Consider the following 24,641-nt stretch of genomic DNA (forward strand, 5'->3'; position numbering starts at 1 on the left):
CCAACCCTACCCTAGCCAGTGGAAAATCATCCCTATATGATAATGATGCCTGTTCAGACAACGAGATAACTTAAGATATGTCCTATACGCAGCCCCCTTCCCGCCCGACCAGCGGCATTCACTATTTTGCCGAAGGCTGGCGCCTGATTTCACGCCCGGGGATTAAACGCTATGTGGTCCTGCCGTTGCTGGTCAACGTGCTGCTGATGGGCTCCGCTTTCTGGTGGCTGTTCAGCCGGCTCGGCGACTGGATCCCGGCGATGATGAGCCACGTGCCCGACTGGCTGCAATGGTTGAGCTACCTGCTGTGGCCGCTGGCGGTCGTTTCGGTGCTGCTGGTGTTCAGCTATCTGTTCAGCACCATCACCAATCTTATTGCCGCGCCGTTCTGCGGCCTGCTGGCGGAACAGCTCGAAGGCAGCCTGACCGGCAAACCGCTGCCGGACACCGGCCTGCTCGGCATCGCCAAAGATCTGCCGCGCATCATGGCGCGCGAATGGCGCAAGCTGATGTATTACCTGCCGCGCGCGCTGCTGCTGCTGGCGCTGTATTTCGTGCCCGGCATCGGTCAGACGGTGGCGCCGGTGCTGTGGTTCCTGTTCAGCGCCTGGATGCTGGCGATCCAGTATTGCGACTACCCGTTCGACAACCACAAGGTGAGCTTTGCCGACATGCGCCGCGCCTTGCGCCAGCACAAAACCGACAACCTGCAGTTCGGCGCGCTGGTCAGCCTGTTCACCATGATCCCGATCCTCAATCTGGTGATCCTGCCGGTCGCCGTCTGCGGCGCCACCGCGATGTGGGTCGATCGCTACCGCTCGCAATTCGTCCGATAATCGCCGTTTTTTACCGCCGATAGCGCGGGAATTTTCGACAGGGCGCGCATTTCGCGCCCTTATCATTGTGCTTAAAACTTATTTCCTAATAACATATAGATATACCAATTCTTTACTTCCCTGCCGGTACTGTTAGCGTATGCTTTCGATGTTCCCCACATTTTCATAGAGTTAAAGGACGGGCTATGAGCAAGATATATGAAGACAACTCATTAACAATCGGCCATACGCCGCTGGTTCGTCTGAACCGTATCGGCAACGGACGCATTCTGGCCAAGGTTGAATCGCGCAACCCGAGCTTCAGCGTCAAATGCCGCATCGGTGCCAATATGATTTGGGATGCGGAACAACGCGGCGTGTTGACCGCCGGCAAGGAACTGGTAGAGCCCACCAGCGGCAACACCGGCATCGCGCTGGCCTTCGTCGCCGCCGCGCGCGGTTACAAGCTGACGCTGACCATGCCGGAAACCATGAGCATCGAGCGCCGCAAGCTGCTCAAGGCGCTGGGCGCCAACCTGGTGCTGACTGAAGGGGCGAAAGGCATGAAGGGCGCCATCGCCAAAGCGGAAGAGATCGTCGCCACCGATCCGAACCGTTACCTGATCCTGCAACAGTTCAGCAACCCGGCCAACCCGGCGATCCATGAGAAAACCACCGGCCCGGAAATCTGGGAAGACACCGATGGGGAAGTCGACGTGTTCATCTCCGGCGTCGGCACCGGCGGCACGCTGACCGGTGTCAGCCGCTACATCAAGAACACCAAAGGCAAAGCCATCACCACCGTGGCGGTCGAGCCGACCGACTCGCCGGTCATCAGCCAGGCGCTGGCCGGTGAAGAGCTGAAACCGGGCCCGCACAAGATTCAGGGTATCGGCGCCGGTTTCATTCCGGGCAACCTCGATCTGGACCTGGTGGATCGCGTCGAGAAAATCTCCAACGACGAAGCCATCAGCATGGCGCGTCGCCTGATGGACGAAGAAGGCATCCTGGCGGGCATCTCCTCCGGCGCGGCGGTCGCGGCGGCGGTAAAACTGGCCGAAGAACCGGCGTTCGCCGACAAGACCATCGTGGTGATACTGCCGTCTTCCGGCGAACGTTATTTGAGCACCGCGCTGTTTGCCGATCTGTTCACCGAGCAGGAATTGCAACAGTAATTCCTGCACTGCACAAATCGCTAAAAAAGCACCCTGCGGGGTGCTTTTTTGTGGACTGGATCAAACTTTATAGCAGTCCAAGATTGCTTTTGCCCGTCGGCTTTAGTATTTAACGGTGCATTATTTCGATGCGCAAAATTAATCACCCCCCGAGCCCGGTCAAGGCTGAATCGATTTACTCATCTGTCGCCGACGCGTCGAATCGGGCATAATGGGGAGCGGATTGGAACGACGTCTAAAGCCGAGTTTTTTGATCTGAAGTGCCTAACGCGTCGTTTTCTGTTGCATCAACGTTCGCCCCTGTCCATAGTCAGGCGCTATAACCAGGCAAGCTAAAGTCAGGCCCCTGGGCTAAACTTTAGCACCACAACATTAATCCAATAAGTTGGGGAAACATCAATGTTCCAGCAAGAAGTTACTATTACCGCTCCGAATGGTCTGCATACTCGCCCTGCCGCTCAGTTCGTTAAAGAAGCCAAAGGCTTCACGTCTGACATCACCGTGACCTCCAACGGCAAAAGCGCCAGCGCTAAAAGTCTGTTCAAACTGCAAACTCTGGGGCTGACTCAAGGGACCGTAGTGACCATCTCCGCTGAAGGTGAAGACGAGCAGAAAGCCGTTGAGCACTTGGTAAAACTGATGGCAGAGCTTGAGTAATCGGCCCGTCTTTTTAGTTAACACCAGTCAAGAGTAAGGTAGGGTTATGATTTCAGGCATTTTAGTATCACCGGGCATCGCTTTTGGTAAGGCTCTCTTGCTGAAAGAAGACGACATTGTCATCAACCGGAAAAAAATCTCTGCTGATCAAGTAGAGCAGGAAGTCTCGCGTTTTCTGGCCGGCCGCGCGAAAGCGTCCGAACAGCTGGAAGCGATCAAGACCAAAGCTGGCGAAACCTTCGGCGAAGAGAAGGAAGCTATCTTCGAAGGCCACATCATGTTGCTGGAAGACGAAGAGCTTGAGCAGGAAATCATAGCCCTAATCAAAGATGAGCTGGCCTCCGCAGACGCCGCCGCCTACACCGTGATCGAAGGTCAGGCGAAAGCGTTGGAAGAGCTGGACGACGAATACCTGAAAGAACGCGCCGCCGACGTGCGCGACATCGGCAAGCGCCTGCTGCAGAACATCCTGGGCATGCCGATCGTCGATCTGGGCTCCATTCAGGACGAAGTGATCCTGGTGGCCACCGATCTGACCCCGTCCGAGACCGCGCAGCTGAACCTGGACAAAGTGCTGGGCTTCATCACCGACCTCGGCGGCCGCACCTCCCACACCTCCATCATGGCGCGCTCCTTGGAGCTGCCGGCGATCGTCGGTACCAGCGACGTGACCAAGCAGGTGAAAAACGACGACTACCTGATTCTGGACGCGGTTAACAACAAAATTTACGTTAACCCGACCGCTGACGTTATCGATCAGCTGAAAGCCGCCCAGAACCAATACATCACCGAGAAAAACGATCTGGCCAAGCTGAAGGACCTGCCGGCGATTACGCTGGACGGCCATCAGGTTGAAGTCTGCGCCAACATCGGCACCGTGCGCGACGTCGCGGGTGCAGAGCGCAACGGCGCGGAAGGTGTCGGCCTGTATCGTACCGAATTCCTGTTCATGGACCGCGACTCGCTGCCGACCGAAGACGAGCAGTTCCAGGCTTACAAGGCCGTGGCGGAGGCCATGGGCTCGCAAGCGGTGATCGTCCGCACCATGGACATCGGCGGCGACAAAGACCTGCCGTACATGAACCTGCCGAAGGAAGAGAACCCGTTCCTCGGCTGGCGCGCCATCCGCATCGCGATGGACCGCCGTGAAATCCTGCATGCCCAGCTGCGCGCCATCCTGCGCGCCTCGGCGTTCGGCAAACTGCGCATCATGTTCCCGATGATCATCTCCGTGGAAGAAGTGCGCGATCTGAAAGGCGAAATCGAGACGCTGAAGGCGCAGTTGCGCGAAGAAGGCAAGGCGTTTGACGAGAGCATCGAAGTGGGCGTGATGGTGGAAACACCGGCTGCGGCGGTCATCGCTCACCACCTGGCGAAAGAAGTCGACTTCTTTAGTATTGGGACAAACGATCTAACCCAGTATACTCTGGCGGTAGATCGCGGCAACGAGCTGATTTCTCATCTCTATAACCCGATGTCCCCATCAGTACTTGGCCTGATTAAACAGGTTATTGATGCATCTCACGCGGAAGGCAAGTGGACCGGCATGTGCGGTGAACTGGCTGGCGATGAGCGTGCTACACTGTTGTTATTGGGCATGGGGCTGGATGAGTTCAGCATGAGTGCGATTTCAATCCCGCGCATCAAGAAAATTATTCGCAACACGAATTTCGAAGATGTGAAGGCGTTGGCAGCGCAAGCCTTGGCACAGCCAACGGCACAAGACCTGATGAATTGCGTCAATAAATTCATCGAAGAAAAAACGCTCTGCTAAACTTCCACGACACTGGAACGCCGCCCAATTTAATGCTTAGGAGAAGATCATGGGTTTGTTCGATAAACTGAAATCTCTGGTTTCTGATGACAAGAAAGACACGGGCACTATCGAGATCGTCGCTCCCCTTTCTGGCGAAATCGTCAATATCGAAGATGTGCCGGACGTAGTGTTCGCTGAAAAAATCGTTGGCGACGGTATCGCTATCAAACCGGCCGGCAACAAAATGGTTGCTCCGGTTGACGGCACCATCGGCAAGATTTTCGAAACCAACCATGCATTCTCTATCGAATCCGACAGCGGCATTGAGCTGTTCGTCCACTTCGGCATCGATACCGTAGAACTGAAAGGCGAAGGCTTCAAACGCATCGCTGAAGAAGGTCAGCGCGTCAAGAAAGGCGACGTCGTTATCGAGTTCAACCTGCCTCTGCTGGAAGAGAAAGCCAAGTCGACCCTGACGCCGGTCGTTATCTCCAACATGGACGAGATCAAAGAGCTGATCAAACTGTCCGGCAGCGTAACCGTTGGCGAAACCCCGATCATCCGCATCAAGAAGTAATCGCGGATGATCAATAAAAAACGGCGCCCTCGGCGCCGTTTTTTTTATCCCTTCGGGGTATCCCCATCTCGCTGCGTCATGACGACCAGCGCGGCACACGCAGAGTGATGATCAGCCCCTCTTTGTCGCCGTTGCGCGCCTCAACCTGGCCGCCGTGCGCCAGCACCACCTTGCGGGTAATCGCCAGCCCAAGGCCGTAGCCCTTGCCCGACAGCGCCGATTTCACGCGCACGAAAGGATCGAAGATGCTCGACAGCTTCGATTCCTCGACGCCCGGCCCCTGATCGCTGACGGCGATCTGAAACTGATTGTCGACGCGCGACAGCGCCACCGTCACCCGCTGACCATGGCTGGAAAAGCGCAACGCATTACGCACGACGTTATCCACCGCACGCCGCATCAGCTCCGCATTGCCCTTGACGGTGTACTCCACATCCGATTCGGCCTGCAGCACGATATCCACGCCGGGCACCTGAGCCTCGTAGCGCGCATCGCTCACCACCGCGTCCACCAGACCATACAGATCGAAATACTCTTCGTCCGGCAAGCTGCTGTGTTCGGTACGCGACAGCGCCAGCAGTTCGCCGATCATTTTGTCCAACCGCCCCGACTCATGTTCGATGCGCTTCAGCGAGGTTTCGACGTTGCCGGCATTCTGCCGCGCCAGGCCGATGGCCAACTGCAGGCGCGCCAACGGTGAACGCAGTTCGTGCGAAACATCGTGCAGCAACTGCTCACGGGCGCTGACCAGCAGCTCCAGCCGCTCGGCCATGGTATCGAAATCGCGCGCCACGTCAGACAGTTCGTCATGACGCCGCCGCATATTCGGGTACAGCCGCACCGACAGATCGCCCTGCGCCACCCGATCCAGGCCGCCGCGCAGCTGACGCATCGGGCGGGTCAGGTTCCAGGCCAGCACGGCGCTGAACAGCAAACCGCCCAGCCCGCCGACCCACAGCATCGGCGCTGGAATGTTGAAGAAGTGGGAACGCCGCTCCGGCCGATACTCTTCCCGCAGCCCGCGCACGTTATAACTCAGCCAGTACCCCTGCCCTTCTCCAGTTTGCACCCAGGCGGAAATCTCTTTCGGCATCCGCCGCCCTTCAAACACCGGTTCTTCCGGCTCAGGCGGCGGTTGGGTCATCGGCGTAACGGACAGCAGACGCCGATCGTCCTCCGGCCAGTCGCGCATCAGGGCTTCCAGCGCCGGCATGCCGCCGCTGCGCAACTGGGTGGTGGCGGAGGTCAGCAGCAAGCCGATCGCCCGCCGTGCCATGGAATTCTCCGGCGGCACATAGCGGTCGCCATAAAGAGAAAATGCCACCCACAAGGCCTGCGTCATAATGAGGAAGGTCAGCCAAAAGCCGAGCAAAATTTTCCAGAACAGTCTTCCGCGCATGTCTGGTTACCGTATGCGATAGCCGATGCTGCGCACCGTCTCGATGCTCAGCTTACTGCCGGCCAGCGCGCTCAGCTTCTGGCGGATATTGCTGATATGCACGTCTACGCTGCGATCATAGGCCTCGCGCGGGCGCCCCAGTCCTTTCTCGGACAGTTCGTCCTTCGACACCACGCGATCCGGCGCGCGCAGCAACAGCTCCAGCAGATTGAATTCCGAAGCCGTCAGATCAAACGCCTTACCCCGCCATTCGCTGCTGCGGGTAGAAGGGTTCAGCGTCAGCTCGCCGAAGCTGATGGCGGCCTCGTCGTCCGCCTCTTGCGGCCGCTCTTCGAAACGGCGCAGCACCGCGCGCAGACGCGCCACCAATTCGCGCGGATAGCATGGCTTGGGCATGTAATCGTCGGCCCCCATCTCCAGGCCAATCACCCGATCGATGTTGTCGCCTTTGGCTGTCAGCATGATGATCGGCAGCCGGCTCTTTTTACGCACGTCGCGCAGCACGTCGATGCCGCTCATGTCCGGCAGCATGATGTCGAGGATCATCGCGGTATAATCGCCCGACAGCGCGCCTTCGACCCCCGCCTTGCCGGTCAGCACCAGCGTGGCGTCGAAGCCTTCGCCCGTCAGGTATTCGCTCAGCATGGTGCCAAGCTCCAGGTCATCGTCGACCAGTAAAATTTTCATGCCTTGCTCCTTCACCGATTTTCGTTATTTTCCCGCCAATTCCGCCGGCCCGCAGCCGGTTTTACTCAATCCTTACACATCGCTCTTTGCGTCTCGCCACCGTTATTGTGGCCGCTGTTGCGCGATTTCTCTACTTCAGTCAGGGGATTGGCGCGCGAGCAGGCGATAGCCGCCGCTTCGGCGGGCCGGACAGGCAGTCTGTAACAGGGAGGTGAGAAGGCGTTTCCCGGCGGGACGCGCCGCCGGGAGGGGGACTCAGTCGAATACGCCGGTGGAGAGGTAGCGATCGCCGCGATCGCAGACGATCGCCACCACGACGCTGCCGGGGTGAGCCGCCGCGACGCGCAGGGCGCCGACTACCGCGCCACCGGAGCTGACGCCGCAGAAGATACCTTCACGCTGCGCCAACTGACGCATGGTCTGCTCGGCATCGCCCTGTTCGATATCCAGCACCTGATCCACCAGCTCCGGGCGGAAAATGCCCGGCAGGTAAGCGGGCGCCCAACGGCGAATGCCGGGGATGCTGCTGCCTTCCGCCGGCTGCAGGCCGATGATCTGCACCTGTGGGTTCTGGCTCTTCAGGTAACCGCCCACCCCGGTAATGGTGCCGGTGGTGCCCATGCTGGAAACGAAGTGCGTGATGCGCCCTTCGGTCTGGCGCCAGATCTCCGGGCCGGTGGTGGTGAAGTGGGCGTAGGGGTTGTCCAGGTTATTGAACTGATCCAGCACCTTGCCCAGCCCCTGGCGCTGCATCTCCAGCGCCAGATCGCGCGCGCCTTCCATTCCCTGTTCACGGCTGACCAGGATCAGCTCGGCGCCGTAGGCACGCATCGCCGCCTGCCGCTCCAGGCTCATGTTCTCCGGCATCAGCAGCTTCAGCGTATAGCCTTTCAATGCAGCGATCATCGCCAGCGCAATGCCGGTGTTGCCGCTGGTGGCCTCGATCAGCACGTCGCCGGGCTTGATCTCACCGCGCAACTCCGCCTGCTGGATCATCGCCAACGCAGCGCGATCCTTCACCGATCCCGCCGGGTTATTGCCTTCCAGTTTGACCCATACTTCGCTGCCCGCCTGGGCGGCCAGCCGTTGCAGTTTTACCAGCGGGGTATTCCCGATGCATTGTTCGAGCGTTGTCACGATCTTTGCCTGTGTGTTGTTGATGTACGTAAAGTAAAAAGGCAACCCTGGGGTTGCCTTGAATAAAAGGGCCGCTAAAACCTATCAGGCGCTTTTGGCTAACGCAACAGGTTGCAGCAGTTGATCGCCGGCATACAGCCGCGCATTGAGGCTGCCGACGTAATAGCGGCCGCCGCGCACCGGCGTGGCGTTGCCTTCCGACAGTACCACGCTGATCGGTTCCTGGTGCCAGCCGATCGGTTGCACCGTCAGCTGCCAGAAGTGGCCGCGCGGGCTGACTTCCAGCACCTGTACCGGCAGCGGGCAGCGCTCGCTGCTCTCAGTCGCCACTTCCATTTCCCACGGGCGCAGGAACAGATCGACGCTGCCCTGATGCATCGGCTGGAACGACAGCGGCCACTGGTGCGCGCCGACGAACAGCTGGGAACCGCGAATTTCGCCGTTCAGGCGGTTCACTTCCCCCATGAATTCCAGCACGAAGCGACTGGCCGGTTCGCGCATGATTTCGATCGGCGAACCGACCTGTTCGATATTGCCCTGGCTCATCACCACGATGCGGTCGGCCACTTCCATCGCCTCTTCCTGATCGTGGGTGACGAACACGCTGGTGAACTTCAGCTCTTCATGCAACTGACGCAGCCAGCGGCGCAGCTCTTTGCGCACCTGCGCATCCAGCGCGCCGAACGGTTCGTCCAGCAGCAGAATTTGCGGTTCCACCGCCAAGGCGCGCGCCAGCGCCACGCGCTGTTTCTGGCCGCCGGACAGCTGCGACGGATAGCGGCTGGCCAGGTGGCCCAGCTGTACCATTTCCAGCAGCTGAGTGACTTTCTGTTTGATCGCCGCGGCGTTCGGACGCTCGCGACGCGGCAGTACGGTCAGGCCAAAGGCGATATTGTCGAACACCGTCATGTGGCGGAACAGCGCATAGTGCTGAAACACGAAGCCCACACGCCTGTCGCGCGCGTGCATGTGGCTGACATCGGTGCCGTGGAAGCCCAGTTTGCCGCCGCTCTGGCTTTCCAGCCCGGCGATGATGCGCAGCAGCGTGGTCTTGCCGGAACCGGACGGCCCGAGCAGCGCCACCATCTCGCCGGAAGCAATATCGAGCGAGATATCGTTCAATACCTTGGTGCGACCGAAGTACTTGTTGATGCCGTTAATCTCAATGCTCATGATTTTCCTCCCGCTCGAGACGCGCGTTCTGGCGTTCCAGACGCCACTGCAGCGCACTCTTCAAAAATAGGGTAACGATCGCCATCAGGGTCAACAGCGCGGCGGCGGTAAAGGAGCCGACGGTGTTGTAATCCTGCTGCAACAGCTCGACCTGCAGCGGCAAACTGTAGGTTTCGCCGCGAATCGAACCGGACACCACCGACACCGCGCCGAACTCGCCGATGGCGCGCGCGTTGGTCAGCACCACGCCGTACAGCAGCGCCCAGCGAATGTTGGGCAGCGTCACGCGGCGGAACATCTGCCAGCCGGACGCCCCCAGAAGAATGGCGGCCTCGTCTTCCTGGCTGCCCTGGCTGAGCATCATCGGCACCAGCTCGCGCACCACGAAGGGACAGGTGACGAAAATGGTCACCAGCACCATGCCCGGCCAGGAGAACATGATCTGGATGTTATGCGCGTCCAGCCAGCCGCCCAGCAGGCCGTTGCTGCCGTAAAACAGCAGGTAAATCAGCCCCGCCACCACCGGTGAAACGGCGAACGGAATGTCGATCAGCGTCAGCAGCAGCTGGCGGCCGGGGAAGGTGAAACGCGTCACCAGCCACGCCAGCAAGGTGCCGAACACCAGGTTGAACGGCACGGTGATCAGCGCGATCAAGACCGTCAGCCAGATGGCGTGCAGCATGTCCGGATCGAGCAGGTTGCTCCACATTGCGCCGAACCCTTTGGAGAAGGCCTCGGCGAAAATCGACATCATCGGCACCACCAGCAGCAGCACCGAAAACAGCGCGCCGATGGCGATCAGCGTCCACTTGCCCCAGTTGACGCGCGGGCGCTCGGCGCCGTTGAAGGCGGAAACATCAGCCATCAGTGCCCTCCTCCCAAACGTCTGCCGAAGCGGCTTTGCAATACGTTAATGCTGAACAGCAGCAGCAGCGACGCCGCCAGGATCACCGAAGCGATAGCGCTGGCCGCCGGGTAATCGAACTCCTGCAAACGTACAAAAATCATCAGCGAGGTCACTTCCGTCTTCCAGGCGATGTTGCCGGCGATGAAAATCACCGCGCCGAACTCGCCCAGGCTGCGGGTAAAGGAAATGGCGGTGCCGGCCAGCAGTGCCGGCGCCACCTCGGGCAACACCACGCGGCGAAAGCTCTGCCAGCGCGTGGCGCCCAGCGTCTCGGCCGCCTCTTCGTATTCCGGCCCCAGCTCTTCCAAAACCGGCTGCACGGTGCGCACCACAAACGGCAGGCTGGTGAACGCCATCGCCACCGCGATCCCAAGCCAGGTGAAGGTGACCTTAATGTCAAAGTGCGCCAGCCACTGACCGTACCAGCCAGTGGTGGAAAACAGACCGGCCAGCGTCAGGCCGGCCACCGCCGTCGGCAGCGCGAACGGCAGATCGATCAGGCCGTCCAGCAGCGAACGGCCGGGAAAACGGTAGCGCGTCAGGATCCAGGCCATCAGCATGCCGAACACCGCGTTGAACAGGCTGGCGACGCCGGCGGCCAGCAGCGTCACTTTGTACGCCGCCACCACCTGCGGGTTGGAAATCACTTCCCAATATTGCGCCAGGCTCATCTGCGCCAGCTGCATCACCAGCGCGGTGAGCGGCAGCAGCAGGATCAGACAGGTATAAAACAGGCTGCTGCCGAGGCTGAGGCCAAATCCGGGCAGCACCCGCTTACTGGACGACAACGCCAACATTTACTTGCGCCCTGCCGCTAACAGCTGATCCAACTCGCCGCCGGTGGCGAAGTGAGTTTTCATCACCTGCGGCCAACCGCCGAACTGGTCTTCCACCCGGAACAGTTTGGTGTCCGGGAATTGCCCTTTCGCCGCCGCCATCGCTTTCTGGTCATAGACGCGGTAGTAGAAGCTGGTGATCACCTGCTGCGCCGCCGGGCTGTAGAGGTAGTTCAGATAGGCTTTGGCCGCCTGCTCGGTGCCGTTGCGCTCGACGTTTTTGTCGACCCAGGCCACAGGAAACTCCGCCAGAATATCGACCGGCGGCACGATCACTTCGTACTTGTCTTCACCGTATTGCTTACGGATGTTGTTCACTTCGGACTCGAAGCTGATCAGCACGTCGCCCAAGCCGCGTTCGACGAAGGTGGTGGTCGCGCCGCGGCCACCGGTATCGAACACCAGCACGTTTTTCAGGAAGCGGGTCATAAAGGCGCGGGTCTTGGCCGGATCGTTGCCGTCAGCCTGGCTGGCGGCGCCCCAGGCGGCCAGATAGGTGTAGCGGCCGTTGCCGGAGGTTTTCGGATTCGGGAACACCAGCTTCACGTCGTCGCGCACCAAATCGTTCCAGGTGTGGATGCCCTTCGGGTTGTCCTTGCGCACCAAAAACGCCATGGTGGAATAGAACGGCGAGCTGTTGTTGGGCAGGCGCGCCTGCCAGTCCGCCGGGATCAGCTGCCCACGATCGTGCAGGATCTGCACGTCGGTCACCTGGTTGTACGTCACCACGTCGGCGCGCAAGCCCTGCAGGATAGCCAGCGCCTGCTTGGAGGAACCGGCGTGCGACTGTTTGATGGTCAGCTTGTCGTTCGGGTGCTGTTGATTCCACTGCTGTTCAAAGCCGGGGTTCAGCGCGACGAACAATTCACGGGAAACGTCATAAGAACTGTTCAGCAATTCCGCCGCCGACGCTGCGCCGCTCGCCAACAGCGCAGCCGCCAGCCAACCTTTCAGCACGAGATTTTTAACCCGGTTTTGTTTCATTCTGCACCTTATCACTGAGTCAGTCCTTCAGGCTTTCGCCTTATTGACGACCAGTGTATTTATAACTCGGTGCGGAGCTGTAACGCTTTTATATACCGTTTAGTGATTTACAAGCATCAAACGCTATAAGGCAGGAAAAGAGCGGCGTTTTCGGGTCGGGAATGCGGGCCGAAGCCGGGCGCGCCGGCTTCGGCAACGGCGTCAAAGTGACAGCAGGCGTGTCAGCGATGGCGCAAAGTAGTAGCTGCCGGTCACCGCTCGGCTGAAACGCAGCATCGCGTCGCGTTTGCCGTCCAGATCGCCGAACATGCTCAGCAGCTGCTGCTCGATATTGTGCAGGCGCGCGCAATAGGCGATGAAGAACAGGCCGTGCTTGCCGCTGGCGGTGCCGTAAGGCAGGCTCTGGCGCAGAATCTTCAGGCCCTTGCCGTCCTCTTTCAGATCGACACGGCTGACGTGCGAAGTATCCGGGCGCTGGTCCGCCGGCAGCTCTTCGCTGTCGTGCTTGGTGCGGCCGATGATCTGCTCCTGCTGTTCGGTGGTAAAACGCTGCCACTGGCGCAGGTTGTGCTCGTAACGTTGCACCAGCACGTAGCTGCCGCCCGCATCCTCTTCACCCTCGGCGATCGTCGCCACTGCCGGGCGCTGGTCGCCCTGCGGGTTTTCGGTGCCGTCGATGAAGCCGCTCAGATCGCGCTCTTCCACCCAGCGGAAGCCATGGGTTTCTTCTTCGATCTTGATGACGTTACCGAACGCCGCCAATGCGGCCTGCGCCAGCGTAAAGTTGACGTCGTGGCGCAGCGACTGAATGTGGATCAGCATATCGCGCTGGGTGGCCGGTGCCAGTCCTTTGCCGAGCGGCGTAAACGGCTTCAGTTCTTTCGCGCCCTGGCCGCTGGAGAGATCGTGCCAGACGTCATAGCCGAAAGCGATAACCGCGCCGAGGCGCGCATCGGGAAACTGCTGTTGCAGCTCGCTCAACGTCTGACAAAACTGTTTGCAGCCCTGGCGCAAATCGGCGAATTCGCCCTGTACGCTGGCTTCCATAAAAATGGCGAAACGGCAGTGCTCCAGCAGAATGCCGCTCTGAACCTGTGTCATGTTGTTATCCTCAATACCAGAATCCGGCAACAGGTATGGCGGTTGACGCGCGGGTTCCCTGTTACAAACGCGCGCTATGATACCGCAAGCACGGGCGATTGCCTTGCAGCAGCGCAAAGAAAATAGGGGTAATGGCTTGAAAAGGCAGGCGCCGCGCACCGGCGCCCGTTGACAGCGTTACTGCTGCGGTTTGGCGTGCCAAACGATCTTGCTGACCGTCCAGCTTTTCAGGGTGTCGTCCGGCGGGATGATATCCTGCGCCCCGGCCCACTTGCCGCTGAAGATGTAGGTGACGTACTTGCTCTGCTCCGCCACGCACTCCACCTTGCCGGCGTCTTCGCCGCTGCCCGGTTTACAGGAACCGAACGCCTTGCTGTACATGTCGCCGAACGGCGTGCCGAGCTTGTTGCCCCACTCCGTCGCCACTTTAGGATCCATCACGTCCACCCGCTGCAGGCGCCCTTTCGGTTCGCCGGTGATCACCAGCTTCACTTCGTCGCCGGACAGCGCCTGATAGTAAGAGACGATCTGGCCGTTGTTGGTCGCCATGCCGCCGCGCAGGCGGTAGTTGCCGTCCAGCCCGTCGTTGATGGCGCTTTCCGACATCGGCGTGCCGGCGTTGAGCTTGCCGACGCCCTTGGCGCCGACCTCCAGGCTGCTGCCGAACCAGTTGAACGGCGACAGGCTGGACCAGGAGAAATTGGACATGCTCGAACAGCCGGTCAGTAACAGCGGAAGCCCTAACAGCAGGGGGCGAATATTCATCTCTAGCTCCTTAAACATCAATGGCACGGGGCGGTAACCCGCCCCTGCCGCACTCGGCGTTTTGCTGCGTGCCAGCCTCTCACAACGGCCCGCACTACGCCAACGGTTGCCTGCTTGGAGTGCGGAAAATGCGAAAAGTGCCGCACTTCTCGGCAATTAGTCAGCCTGCTCCGCCGGCGCGAAACAGGCTTTCAGGCGCGCATTCAGCAGCAGATAGCTCAGCGCCAGCGCGTCGAACAGCGCCAACGCCAACTCCAGCCCCGGCGCATCGCCGTCCTGGCGCCACAGGCTGAACAGCGAGCCGCCGAGCGACGCCAGCAGAGAGGCTGCCAACACCCAGCGCCAGCCGCGCCACAGCCGCGGCCATTGGTGGCGACGGCCGCTCAGCAAAAACGCCAGCGCCGCCGGCAGACCGAGCAGCATACCGTACCAAAAGCGTTGGGTATCCGGATAAAACAGCGCCAGCAAGCTTTCGCCCTGCTCGCGCGAAGCGCCGGCCATCACGAACAGCAGCCAGGTGCGCGCCTGCAGAATCAGCACGGCCCAAAACCCCAGCGGCAGCCGCAGCGTGCCGTGCTGATCGTAATCGTCCGGGGAAAAGCGGGGTGAGAATGGCTTCAACGGTCGTTCCTTGCCAACAGAATAAAAAGACTATGGCTACAGATGGGCGCCGGCGATGGGAATTTCAATGCGTCGGCTTAAGAAGCTCTTAAGATCGGCGTGTTTTAATCCTTATCACCAAGCAAGCACCCGATATCAGCGGGATGTGATTTTCGATAACGATAAGGAAGCGCAACATGAAAAAACTGACTCTGGCCGCTCTGATCGCGCTGTGCAGCGCACCGGTACTGGCGCAACAAGGCGGGTTCCTCGATCCGGCCGCGCCGCAGGCGCAAACACAGCCTGCTCCGCAGGGCGGTTTCTCCGGCCCCAGCGCGGCGCTGACCACCGTGGACAAGGTGAAATCGCTGAGCGACGACACCTGGGTGATGCTGCAGGGCAACATCGAACAGCGCATCGGCGACGAAACCTATACCTTCCGCGACGCCACCGGCACCCTGACGGTCGATATCGACCGCAAACGCTGGAACGGCCAGACCGTTACGCCGAAAGACAAGGTGCAGTTGGAAGGTAAAGTGGATAAAGACTGGAACAGCCTCGAAGTGGACGTGAAAACCGTCAAAAAGCTGCCGTAATGCGCTGCGGCGGGCGGTGCGACGCCGCCGCCCGCTGCCTGCTCAATATTCCTGATCTTCGATCAGCCGCTTGCCCAGGCTGGTGATGCCCTGGATCTCGTAGCCGAGCTTCTCGTACATCTCGACCACCGTGTCGTTGTCTTCGCGCACCATAATCTGGATCTTCGGGCAGCCACGGGCGATCAACTTCTTCTCCAGACGGTTGATCAACGCATTGGCGATGCCGCGCCCGCGATAGTCGGGATGCACCCCGAGGTAATAAGCCGATCCGCGGTGGCCGTCATAGCCGCCCATCACCGAACCGACCACTTCACCGCCAACCTCCGCCACCAGGAACAGCTCCGGGTCGTGGTTCAGCTTGCGCTCGATGTCCATTTCCGGATCGTTCCAGGGGCGCAGCAGATCGCAGCGCTCCCACAGGGTAATGACTTCTTCAAAGTCGTCTTGTCGAAATACGCGAATTTCCATCGATGTTGGCCGCTGTTAATTAAGGTGTTTATCTGATTATCGCGTGATTATTCACTTACGCAATATCAAACTGCGATTTACCGCGCTATTTGCCCAGAAATCGCCGGTAACAGGCGTAATAAATGGAAATAGTTATCGGGTCGATTAATGATTATCAATACGATATAACGTCGCAAAATAGAAACGTCGATGGAGCGTTGCGTAATGAAAAAGCAGGGTAAACCATTCCTCAATTTTAAACCGCTTGCCGTTTCCCCGACGCGACGCCAACTTTTGCTTTCCGGCCTGGCGGTGGCGCTGCTCGGCGTAAAAAGCCAAAGCGCCAAGGCGGAAGGCCTGCTGCGCAATCAGCACAGCAAACCGGCGGCAAAACCGATCGGCGGCAAAAAGCTGGTGATGATCGATCCCGGCCACGGCGGCATCGATTCCGGCGCGGTCGGCCACGAAGGCTCGCAGGAAAAACACATCGTGCTGGAAATCGCCAACCACGTGCGCCGTTTTCTGCATGAGCACGACCACGTCGAAGCGCGCCTGACGCGCGAAGAAGACGAGTTCATTCCGCTGTTCCAGCGGGTGGAGATCGCCCACCAGCACCAGGCCGATCTGTTCATTTCGATTCACGCCGACGGCTTCACCAGCCCATCGGCCTCCGGCGCTTCGGTGTTCGCCCTGTCCAACCGCGGCGCCAGCAGCGCCATGGCGCGCTACCTGTCCAATCGTGAAAACGCCGCCGACGACGTGGCGGGCGGCAAGTACAAGGATCAGGACAACTACCTGCAGCAGGTGCTGTTCGATCTGGTGCAAACCGATACCATCAACAACAGCCTGACGCTCGGCCGCCACGTGCTCGGCCAGATCCGCCCGGTGCACCACCTGCACAGCGACAGCACCGAACAGGCGGCGTTCGCGGTGCTGAAATCGCCGTCCATTCCCTCAGTACTGGTAGAAACCTCGTTCATCACCAACCCGAACGAAGAGCGGCTGCTGGGCACCACCGCGTTTCGCGAGAAAATAGCCCGCGCCATCTCGGACGGCATCATCAATTTCTTCGATTACTTCGATGCCCACCAGCGCAAACCCCGCTGATGCCGCGGGCGGCGAATAAGAGTATACTCAGCGCCTTGTTCAGCCAGACGCTATAAAGACCCCGCATGAGTTTACCTAACATCGCTGAAGTAAAATCCTTCCTGCTGGCGCTGCAGGATCATATCTGCGCGCAGCTCGCCCAGGCCGACGGCGGCGCCACGTTCACCGAAGACCAATGGACGCGTGAAGAAGGCGGCGGTGGCCGTAGCCGCGTGCTGACCAACGGCGCGGTGTTCGAACAGGCGGGGGTCAACTTCTCGCACGTCTCCGGCGCCACCCTGCCGGCCTCGGCCACCGCGCACCGTCCGGAACTGGCCGGGCGCAGTTTCCAGGCGATGGGCGTCTCATTGGTGATCCACCCGCTCAGCCCCTACGTGCCCACCAGCCACGCCAACGTGCGCTTCTTCATCGCCGAAAAGCCGGGCGAAGCGCCGGTGTGGTGGTTCGGCGGCGGCTTTGACCTGACGCCGTTCTACGGTTTCGCAGAGGATGCCGTGCACTGGCACCGTACCGCAGCCGAGCTGTGCGCGCCGTTCGGCGACGAGGTTTACCCCAAATACAAACGGTGGTGCGACGATTACTTCTTCATCAAGCACCGCAACGAAGCGCGCGGCATCGGCGGCCTGTTCTACGACGATCTGAACACCCCGGACTTCGACCACTGTTTCGCCTTCACCCGTGCGGTGGGCCAGGGCTTCCTCGACGCCTATCTGCCGATCGTCGAAAAACGCAAGGCCTTGACCTGGGGCGAGCGTGAGCGTCAGTTCCAGCTCTATCGCCGCGGCCGCTACGTGGAGTTCAACCTGGTGTGGGATCGCGGCACGCTGTTCGGGCTGCAAACCGGCGGGCGCACCGAGTCCATTTTGATGTCGATGCCGCCGCTGGTGCGTTGGGAATATAACTACCAGCCGGACGCCGACAGCCCGGAAGCGGCGCTGGCGCGCGATTTCCTGCCGGTGCGCGACTGGCTGCAGGAGCCGAAATGATGCAGATTTGGGTCGATGCGGACGCCTGTCCGAACGTGATCAAAGAGGTGCTGTTCCGCGCCGCCGATCGCACCGCCATCACCGTGACGCTGGTGGCGAACCAGCCATTGCGCACGCCGCCGTCGAAGTACATCCGTTCACTGCAGGTGGCGGCCGGCTTCGACGTGGCCGACAACGAGATCGTGCGCCGCTGCGAAGCGGGCGATCTGGTGATCACCGCCGATATTCCGCTGGCGGCGGAGGTGATAGAGAAAGGCGCGGTGGCGCTGAACCCGCGCGGCGAGCGCTATACGCCGGACACCATCCGCGAGCGCCTCAACATGCGCGATTTTATGGATACCCTGCGCGCCAGCGGCATTCAGACCGGCGGCCCGAACGCCCTGAACCAGCGCGACCGCCAGCAGTTCGCCAACGAGCTGGACAAATGGCTGCTGCAGGCGAAACGGGCGCAGTGACTGCGCCCTGCTCTGCTGCGGTTTAGAAGCGCACCTCCCCGCCGAAGATATAAGTCCGCCCACGGGCGGTGTTGGTCGGCGTCTCATACTGCGACTGCGACGGCAGCGAGTTCATCTTGTTCAGCGCGTCCGAATAGTCTTTGTCCATCAGGTTTTGCACGCTGAGCTTCAGCAACAGATTGCGATTCACCTGATAGGTGCCGTACAGATCGATAATGGTCGGAATATGCGGCGCCGGCTCTTTCAGCAACTGCTCATTCTCATCGTAATCAGAGTCCGGCGACAGGCGCACCGCTTTGCCGGTGTATTTCACCACCCCGCCCAGCGTCAGTTTCTCGTCCAGCAGGCGTACCCCGCTGTCCAACGTGAAGTAGAATTCCGGCAGTTCGCTGACATCACCCGCGCCGAACACGTTGCTGGCCTGGTTGGTCGGCTGGGAGGTATGCTCCTTGCTTAACGACAGCTTGGTGAAGGCGAAACCGGCGTCGTACAGCGCTTCGAGCTCCACCCCGCGCATTTTGACCGGTTCGGGGGCGTTGCTGTACATGGTCATGCTGACATTGACGTCCGCGTTATCCCACTCTTCCTGCGTCGCCTGCGAACGGTTGCACTTCTGGCGGTTTTTACACACCAGGTAGGTTTGGCTGGATATGTAGTTTTTGATCCTGGTTTCGAAATAGACCGCTTTCAGTTGGAAGCTGTCCTGCTTGAACAACAGATCGTGGGCATTGGCATTGAACCCGCCCTGCCAGGTCTCCGCTTTTTCGCCCTTCAGGAACGGGTTCATCGACTGACCGCCGCTGTTGGCGAAGAACACCTCCTGGATATTCGGCCCGCGCATCGACTTGCTGTAGCTGACGAACGGCTGCAGCCACGGCGTGACCTGCGCCGACAGCATTAGCGACGGGTTGAAACCCTGTTCATTGCGGGTGATATTGCTGGCGCCCTGCGGGAAGCATTCTACGCGCTCGTCACAGGCCGGCTTATAGCCGGAGAGGCGATAGGCGGTGTAGTTCAGATCGAAATTCCCCTGCCAGATGCCGTAGTTAGCTTGTAACCCGCTGTACAGGCTGGAAATATCCTGCTTGCCCGACATTCCCACCGGCATGCTTTCCGCCTGATCGTCATCCGTCACCAAACCGGAGGCCTTTTTCTTATACTCGTTGCGCACCAGCTTGCCGCCGTAGCTGAAGGCGAAATCGACGTCCTGCAGGCTGAAACGGCTGGTGTTGTTGATATCCAGCGCATCGGAGATGTTTTTCGCCGTGCTGTCGCTGAACCCCGCCATGTTGTCGGACATGAACTTTTGCTCGCCGCGGCTGGTGCTGGCGGTCAGGTTGAAATCTATCAGCTCGGAGAACGGCGCATAGTGGTATTTGAGGTAGAAATCGTCGCTGTCGATGTGGCGGCGGGTGATTTTATTCTGGTAGCTGCGCGCCGACAGTTCGATGCTGTTGAAGGCATCCGGCTTGATGTCCACTTTGAACAGCTGGGATTTCGGGTTCTGGCGGTAGGTTTTATCGACGTTGAACATCTCACTGTCGAAACCGGCGCCGTTTTTGTAGTTGGAGGTGATGGAGCTGCCGCTGATCGCCGCCATCGCCCCCAGGCTGCCGCCGTCGGCAAAGGCGGCGGTTTTGGCGCCGACGGCGATCATGCCGCTGCGGCCGATGCCGTTATTGCCCACCGAGAATTTGGTGCGCACGCCGAACGGGTTATCGGAAAACACCACGTCGTCCACGCCGATAGTGCGGAAGTTGGCGCTGCCCGCCAAGGCGTTGACGCCGTCGGAACCGGTGGCGTTGCCGCGCGCCACGTCGACGCCGACGATAAAGTTAGGATCGATCAGCGCCCCGAACTGGCTGGTGGGCAATCCCCCGTGCGCTGCGTCGCTCGGCGAGTTGCCGTAGTAGTTTTGCGTGATGCCATCGACCATGGTGTTGACCCGGCCGAAACCGCTCAGGCCGCGGATATTGACGCTGACCGATCCCTGGCCGGGATCGATCTGGGTATAGGTGCCCGGCATACTGCGCAGAATGCTGTCCACCGACTCCAGATTTTTGTTTTCGTCGCGCGAGCTGAATGCCCCCGGCCTGGCCAACGCGTCTTTTTCGCTGCTTTTGCCGCTGTCGGCGGCCGAGACGTTGAGCGGGCTGAACACCACGCTGCCTTTATTATTTTCCGCCTGTTCCTGCGCGGCCGCAGCCGGCCCGTGCAGCGCCAGTCCCGCGCCGATCAGGCTCGCTATCATTTTGATTTTCATATATCCCCAGAAATAGCCAATAAGGTTTGATGGCCGACAATGCCCAGCAAAAAGCCCGCCGAAAACGCGGTAAATAAGGTTGTTATTGTTTTATTGCGCCGCAGCAGGCCGCGGCGCTAAAGATTATTTCTGCGCCTGCCGATCCGCCGCCAGAATAAAGGCGTATTCCAGCGCGCCGTTTTCCAGCCGCGCCAGGCGGCCCGATTTGCCGCCATGGCCGGCGGTCATGTCGGTGGAGAGCAGCAGCAGTGAATCGCCCTGTTTGAAACGCCGCAGCTTCGCCACCCATTTGGCCGGCTCCCAATACTGCACCTGCGAGTCGTACAAACCGCTGGTGACCAGCAGGTTCGGATAACGCTGCTTGCGCACGTTGTCGTACGGGCTGTAGGACTTCATCAGCGCATAGGCGGCCGGCTGGTTCGGGTTGCCCCACTCCTCGTATTCGCCGGTGGTCAGTGGAATGCTGTCGTCCAGCATGGTGGTCACCACATCGACGAACGGCACCTGCGCCACCACCGCGTTGTACAGCTGCGGCGCCTGATTGATCACCGCCCCCATCAGCAAGCCGCCGGCGCTGCCGCCCATGGCGTAGATGCGCCCCGGCTGGCCGTAGCCGTCTTTGATCAACGCCTGGGTGGCATCGATGAAGTCGTTGAAACTGTTCGGTTTGTGCGTCAGCTTGCCCTGTTTGTACCAGCTCTGCCCCAGCTCGCCGCCGCCGCGCACGTGGATCAGCGCATAGACAAAGCCGCGATCCAGCAGGCTGATGCGGTTGGCGCTGAACGCCGGATCCATGCTCATGCCGTAAGCGCCGTAGCCGTAGACCAGCAGCGGGTTATGGCCGTTTTTGAACAGCGATGTGCGATACACCAGCGAGACCGGCACCTTCACGCCATCGCGCGCCGTTACCCAGATGCGCTCGCTGTGATACAGGCTGGGATCGACGCCTTTCACTTCCTGCTGCTTGAGCAGGGTACGCTCGCCCTTATTCAGATCCCACTCATAGGTGCGGGTCGGCGTGGTCATCGCCGAATAGCCGTAGCNTCACGCCATCGCGCGCCGTTACCCAGATGCGCTCGCTGTGATACAGGCTGGGATCGACGCCTTTCACTTCCTGCTGCTTGAGCAGGGTACGCTCGCCCTTATTCAGATCCCACTCATAGGTGCGGGTCGGCGTGGTCATCGCCGAATAGCCGTAGCGCAACCGATCGCTGTCCGGCTCCGGGTTATAGCCCAGCCAGGCCATGTAGCTGGCGTCGTCGAACGGGATGGCGCGCTCGGTTTTACCGTCCCAGCTGATTTGCCGCAGCTGTACCAGCCCGTTGGCGCGTTCCTGCACCACCAGCCAGTCACGGAACAGGCTGAAGCTTTCCACCTCGTGCTGCGCCTGCGGCGCAATCAGCGTCTGCCAGGGTTTCCCCGCCGCAGCCGTACGGTACAGGCCAAAATTCGGGTCCTGATGGTTGGAACGCAGATAGAACTCGCCGCGGTAGTGATCGAGGTAATACTCGCGGCCGTTTTGTCGGGCGGCGAACAACTGCGGCTCGCGCTGCGGCTGGCTGGCGTCGATCAGGCGCACTTCGGAAGTGGTATTGCCGCTGATGGTGAGTATCAGGTAATCGCGTGAGGATGAGCGGCCGAGGCTGAGGTAAAACGCCGGATCGTTTTCCTGGTACACCAGCTTATCTTGCGCCGTCGGCGTCCCGTACTGATGGCGGTAAACCTGATACGGCAACAGCGTTTGCGGGTGGTTGCGCACGTAGAACAGGGTTTGATTGTCGTTGGCCCACAGCATGTTGCCGGAGGTGTTTTCCAGCGTTTCCGGCGACCAGCGTTCACTGCCTATCTCCCGCAGGGAGATGCGGTATTGGCGGCGGCCCTGCAGATCTTCGGCCACCGCCAGACGGCGGTTGTCCCGGCTGACGTCCATCGCCCCCAGGCGATAATAGGCCTGGCCGGCCGCGCGCTGATTGGCATCCAGCAAGGTTTGCCACGGCGCGTCGGCGGTGAGCGCCTGGCGCTGATACAGCGCGAACTCTTTACCGGCGGCGTAGCTTTCCTGATAGCGATAGCCGTTGAGCTGATACGGCACCGAACGATCATCAGGATTCATGCGGCCCAGCATCTCCTGATACAGCGTGGCGCGCAGCTTCTGGTACGGCGCCATCATTTGCTCGGTGTAGCGGTTCTCCGCCTTCAGGTAGTCCAGCACCTTCTGCTCTTTTCGGCTGTCGTCGCGCAGCCAGTAATAATCGTCGATGCGCGTCTCGCCGTGGGCAGTCAGCACTTTCGGCGCGCGTTCCGCCAACGGCGGCTGCGGTTGCGCCAGCGCGGCGCCGGCGACGCCTAAAGAAAGCCAGAACGCGGCCGCAATGCGGCGGCGCGGGGTGAATAACAGCGGGTTCATAATCCCTCACGAAGTTTGAAAAGGCGGACGGCGGCGAGGCGGCGTCTGCCAGCATTAACGGCGGGCGTTCAGCTCCGCCAGATTGAAATCGATCGGCATCGTCACCCTGACGGCTCCCTGCTGCAGCATCTCCGGCGGCGGCGGCGGCAACGGCTGCGCGCGCGACACTACCGCCACCGCTTCCCGATCCAGCGACGCGGTGCCGGAGCGCACCTGCAGGCTCACATTCGACACGCGCCCCTGCGCATCGACGCTGAAACTGACCTGCGGCATGCCGCTACGCCGGCGGCTGCGGGCATCCAGGGGATATTCCTTGATGCGGTTCAGCTTGCCCTTCACCAGACTCTCCCACGACAGCTTGGCCTGCGCGTTGCTGTTGGCATCGCTGTTGATCGGCGCGGCGGTTTGGTGGGAGAGCGTCTGCGCCTGCGGCGCGGCGGCGCTGGACGCGGCGGCACTGCGCGTCTCTTTGGCCTGTTCCTGCGGTTTCGGCTGCGCTTTTTGCGGGGGGCGGTGTTCGGCGCGCTTCTTCTGCGCCGTCACGATTTTCGCTTTATCGGCGCGCGCCAGCTTGGGCAGATCCGGCTGTTGCTGCTGCTCAGCGGGCTGCGCCGCGGCGGACTCCGCTTGCTGCACGCCCAACGGCAGCGGCTTGCTTTCCGGCGCTTCAATCTGCGCCGCCCAGCTCATCATCACCGCCGGCGGCGGCAGCACCACCGGTTCCAGCGTCGTCTGCGGCCAATAAAACAGCAATACCAACGCCGCGTGCGCCGCCAGGGCGAGCAGCAGGCCGCGCGCCCAGCGCGGCTGCGGCAGCTCAAAAGCCGGAAGGGAATAAGACTGACTTAACATAGGGGCATTAGCTTGCTTAATTGCGAATGATTGCAGATCACATTTACTAATGATAATCATTTGCAAATATAATTAACACCCCTTTTCACTGTCTTAACGTATTCATTTCACTAATGGTGTGATCCACAGGTAGTCCGCTGTGTTCGCATCAACCTGTACGCCCGGCTCCGCCAGCATCAGCACCGTCGAGGCCGCCGCCGGTTGCAGATCCCGCACGTGCAGCGGCACGCCCACCGATTTGGCGGCGTGATAGCCACCGGCGATCAACAGCGCGGGCGTGGGCGCCGCCAGCAAACGTTCCGCCATACGCCGATCGCGCTGCTGCTGGATCGCCAGCATCGCGTGCAGTTGGTCGGCCTCAATCTTGCCGCCGTGCGAAGTGCGGATGGTCTCTTCCAGCGCCTTGCGCACCGCCGGCTGCGCCGATAACTGCCCCGCCGGGAACTGCGGCTGCTGATAGAACGCCGTAATCTCGCTGCGATCCAGGTTGGCTGACCACAGCGGGTATGGCGCACGCATCGCCGCCATCGTCACCCCGCCATACAGTTCCCACTTCCAGCCCGGCTGCCAGGCGATCAGTTCCGCCACGCGGCCGTCACGCACTGTGGGATCGCTCTGCAGCCACTGCTTGACTTTGTCCACCTGCGCCTGCTGGTTCGGGTTGATCATCTCCATCAGCACGCTGCCCTGCGGCCGCCGCTGCGGCAGCTGCTGCACCAGCCATTGCTCAATCTGATGGTGGTAAGGATTGTCATGCTTTTCCCCGACGATCACCCGCGGCTGCTGCGCCAATCGCGTCAACAGCTGCTCAGGCTTCAGGGTCGCGCCGCTGTGCAGATCGGTGATATTACCCAGGTTGTCGATGCTGTTGGCCGGCGTTTGCACCGAGTTTTGGCTGCAGGCGCCGAGCGCCAACGCCGCCAATAAAATCAGATATCTCATCATGTTGCCCCATTATC

General features: G+C 60.4%; 24 protein-coding genes and 1 pseudogene. 9 read left to right on the forward strand and 16 right to left on the reverse strand.

Going from position 1 to position 24,641, the window contains the following annotated elements:
- Nucleotides 1–77: 77 nt before the first annotated feature.
- From cysZ to crr, 5 genes are all read left to right on the forward strand, one after another.
- Nucleotides 78–836 (forward strand): sulfate transporter CysZ, encoded by a 759-nt coding sequence (cysZ, locus tag GKN89_RS07175; RefSeq protein WP_019453845.1) that lies wholly within the window; start codon nucleotides 78–80, stop codon nucleotides 834–836.
- Nucleotides 837–1,021: 185 nt separating this feature from the next.
- The gene (gene cysK / locus GKN89_RS07180) at nucleotides 1,022–1,990 is read left to right on the forward strand and encodes a cysteine synthase A (RefSeq protein ID WP_016926786.1); all 969 of its coding nucleotides are present in this window, start codon (nucleotides 1,022–1,024) and stop codon (nucleotides 1,988–1,990) included.
- 399 nt (nucleotides 1,991–2,389) lie between these two features.
- A complete protein-coding gene (gene ptsH, locus GKN89_RS07185; protein ID WP_004936458.1) occupies nucleotides 2,390–2,647 on the forward strand; it encodes a phosphocarrier protein Hpr in 258 nt (85 codons plus the stop codon).
- 46 nt (nucleotides 2,648–2,693) lie between these two features.
- A complete protein-coding gene (gene ptsI / locus GKN89_RS07190; RefSeq protein ID WP_025160148.1) occupies nucleotides 2,694–4,421 on the forward strand; it encodes a phosphoenolpyruvate-protein phosphotransferase PtsI in 1,728 nt (575 codons plus the stop codon).
- A gap of 49 nt (nucleotides 4,422–4,470) precedes the next feature.
- Nucleotides 4,471–4,980 carry a PTS glucose transporter subunit IIA gene (gene crr / locus GKN89_RS07195; protein ID WP_004936467.1) on the forward strand — a complete coding sequence of 170 codons (510 nt, stop codon included), beginning with the start codon at nucleotides 4,471–4,473 and terminating at the stop codon, nucleotides 4,978–4,980.
- 76 nt (nucleotides 4,981–5,056) lie between these two features.
- Here the strand turns inward: crr and GKN89_RS07200 are convergent, their stop codons facing one another.
- From GKN89_RS07200 to GKN89_RS07245, 10 genes are all read right to left on the reverse strand, one after another.
- Nucleotides 5,057–6,379 (reverse strand): ATP-binding protein, encoded by a 1,323-nt coding sequence (locus GKN89_RS07200; protein ID WP_025160147.1) that lies wholly within the window; start codon nucleotides 6,377–6,379, stop codon nucleotides 5,057–5,059.
- 6 nt (nucleotides 6,380–6,385) lie between these two features.
- Complete coding sequence (locus tag GKN89_RS07205; RefSeq protein ID WP_025303784.1) at nucleotides 6,386–7,066, reverse strand: response regulator transcription factor; 681 nt, start codon at nucleotides 7,064–7,066, stop codon at nucleotides 6,386–6,388.
- A gap of 255 nt (nucleotides 7,067–7,321) precedes the next feature.
- Nucleotides 7,322–8,203: a cysteine synthase CysM gene (cysM, locus tag GKN89_RS07210; RefSeq protein WP_370520169.1), complete on the reverse strand. Its 882-nt coding sequence runs from the start codon at nucleotides 8,201–8,203 to the stop codon at nucleotides 7,322–7,324.
- Nucleotides 8,204–8,287: 84 nt separating this feature from the next.
- Nucleotides 8,288–9,376, reverse strand: a complete 1,089-nt coding sequence (gene cysA, locus GKN89_RS07215; protein ID WP_019453850.1) for a sulfate/thiosulfate ABC transporter ATP-binding protein CysA — start codon at nucleotides 9,374–9,376, stop codon at nucleotides 8,288–8,290.
- On the reverse strand, nucleotides 9,366–10,241 hold the full coding sequence (gene cysW, locus GKN89_RS07220; protein ID WP_019453851.1) for a sulfate/thiosulfate ABC transporter permease CysW: 876 nt from the start codon (nucleotides 10,239–10,241) through the stop codon (nucleotides 9,366–9,368). Before cysW ends, cysA begins: the two co-directional genes overlap by 11 nt.
- Nucleotides 10,241–11,080 (reverse strand): sulfate/thiosulfate ABC transporter permease CysT, encoded by an 840-nt coding sequence (gene cysT / locus GKN89_RS07225; RefSeq protein WP_019453852.1) that lies wholly within the window; start codon nucleotides 11,078–11,080, stop codon nucleotides 10,241–10,243. The genes cysW and cysT overlap by 1 nt, the downstream gene beginning before the upstream one ends.
- Nucleotides 11,081–12,103, reverse strand: coding sequence for a sulfate ABC transporter substrate-binding protein (locus tag GKN89_RS07230; protein WP_019453853.1), 1,023 nt, complete (start codon nucleotides 12,101–12,103; stop codon nucleotides 11,081–11,083).
- Nucleotides 12,104–12,304: 201 nt separating this feature from the next.
- The gene (locus GKN89_RS07235; RefSeq protein ID WP_019453854.1) at nucleotides 12,305–13,204 is read right to left on the reverse strand and encodes a Dyp-type peroxidase; all 900 of its coding nucleotides are present in this window, start codon (nucleotides 13,202–13,204) and stop codon (nucleotides 12,305–12,307) included.
- 177 nt (nucleotides 13,205–13,381) lie between these two features.
- The gene (locus GKN89_RS07240) at nucleotides 13,382–13,969 is read right to left on the reverse strand and encodes an RpoE-regulated lipoprotein (protein WP_019453855.1); all 588 of its coding nucleotides are present in this window, start codon (nucleotides 13,967–13,969) and stop codon (nucleotides 13,382–13,384) included.
- Nucleotides 13,970–14,125: 156 nt separating this feature from the next.
- Nucleotides 14,126–14,590 carry a DUF2919 domain-containing protein gene (locus GKN89_RS07245; protein WP_019453856.1) on the reverse strand — a complete coding sequence of 155 codons (465 nt, stop codon included), beginning with the start codon at nucleotides 14,588–14,590 and terminating at the stop codon, nucleotides 14,126–14,128.
- A gap of 176 nt (nucleotides 14,591–14,766) precedes the next feature.
- Here GKN89_RS07245 and GKN89_RS07250 point away from each other — a divergent pair, with 176 nt between their 5' ends.
- A complete protein-coding gene (locus tag GKN89_RS07250) occupies nucleotides 14,767–15,165 on the forward strand; it encodes a YgiW/YdeI family stress tolerance OB fold protein (RefSeq protein ID WP_019453857.1) in 399 nt (132 codons plus the stop codon).
- A 42-nt stretch (nucleotides 15,166–15,207) separates the two neighbouring features.
- Here the strand turns inward: GKN89_RS07250 and GKN89_RS07255 are convergent, their stop codons facing one another.
- Complete coding sequence (locus GKN89_RS07255; RefSeq protein WP_004936504.1) at nucleotides 15,208–15,633, reverse strand: GNAT family acetyltransferase; 426 nt, start codon at nucleotides 15,631–15,633, stop codon at nucleotides 15,208–15,210.
- A 204-nt stretch (nucleotides 15,634–15,837) separates the two neighbouring features.
- Between GKN89_RS07255 and amiA the strand changes: the two genes are divergently transcribed.
- From amiA to GKN89_RS07270, 3 genes are all read left to right on the forward strand, one after another.
- Nucleotides 15,838–16,719 (forward strand): N-acetylmuramoyl-L-alanine amidase AmiA, encoded by an 882-nt coding sequence (gene amiA, locus GKN89_RS07260; RefSeq protein ID WP_019453858.1) that lies wholly within the window; start codon nucleotides 15,838–15,840, stop codon nucleotides 16,717–16,719.
- 65 nt (nucleotides 16,720–16,784) lie between these two features.
- Nucleotides 16,785–17,705: an oxygen-dependent coproporphyrinogen oxidase gene (hemF, locus tag GKN89_RS07265; RefSeq protein ID WP_154746597.1), complete on the forward strand. Its 921-nt coding sequence runs from the start codon at nucleotides 16,785–16,787 to the stop codon at nucleotides 17,703–17,705.
- Complete coding sequence (locus GKN89_RS07270) at nucleotides 17,705–18,160, forward strand: YaiI/YqxD family protein (RefSeq protein ID WP_004936514.1); 456 nt, start codon at nucleotides 17,705–17,707, stop codon at nucleotides 18,158–18,160. Before hemF ends, GKN89_RS07270 begins: the two co-directional genes overlap by 1 nt.
- A gap of 22 nt (nucleotides 18,161–18,182) precedes the next feature.
- Here the strand turns inward: GKN89_RS07270 and GKN89_RS07275 are convergent, their stop codons facing one another.
- From GKN89_RS07275 to GKN89_RS07295, 5 genes and pseudogenes are all read right to left on the reverse strand, one after another.
- Nucleotides 18,183–20,423: a TonB-dependent receptor domain-containing protein gene (locus GKN89_RS07275; RefSeq protein WP_154746598.1), complete on the reverse strand. Its 2,241-nt coding sequence runs from the start codon at nucleotides 20,421–20,423 to the stop codon at nucleotides 18,183–18,185.
- Nucleotides 20,424–20,546: 123 nt separating this feature from the next.
- Nucleotides 20,547–21,464: pseudogene (locus GKN89_RS07280) on the reverse strand (prolyl oligopeptidase family serine peptidase); the annotation flags it as partial.
- Nucleotides 21,424–22,830, reverse strand: coding sequence for a hypothetical protein (locus GKN89_RS07285; protein WP_230328929.1), 1,407 nt, complete (start codon nucleotides 22,828–22,830; stop codon nucleotides 21,424–21,426). The pseudogene GKN89_RS07280 and the gene GKN89_RS07285, both read right to left, overlap by 41 nt.
- Nucleotides 22,831–22,884: 54 nt before the next feature.
- The gene (locus GKN89_RS07290; RefSeq protein WP_154746599.1) at nucleotides 22,885–23,682 is read right to left on the reverse strand and encodes a TonB family protein; all 798 of its coding nucleotides are present in this window, start codon (nucleotides 23,680–23,682) and stop codon (nucleotides 22,885–22,887) included.
- Between the two features lie 102 nt (nucleotides 23,683–23,784).
- Nucleotides 23,785–24,624, reverse strand: a complete 840-nt coding sequence (locus GKN89_RS07295; protein WP_154746684.1) for a ChaN family lipoprotein — start codon at nucleotides 24,622–24,624, stop codon at nucleotides 23,785–23,787.
- Between the last annotated feature and the right edge of the window lie 17 nt (nucleotides 24,625–24,641).

Origin of the sequence: Serratia sp. YC16, assembly GCF_009707615.1 — a bacterium.
Lineage (GTDB): Bacteria > Pseudomonadota > Gammaproteobacteria > Enterobacterales > Enterobacteriaceae > Serratia > Serratia surfactantfaciens.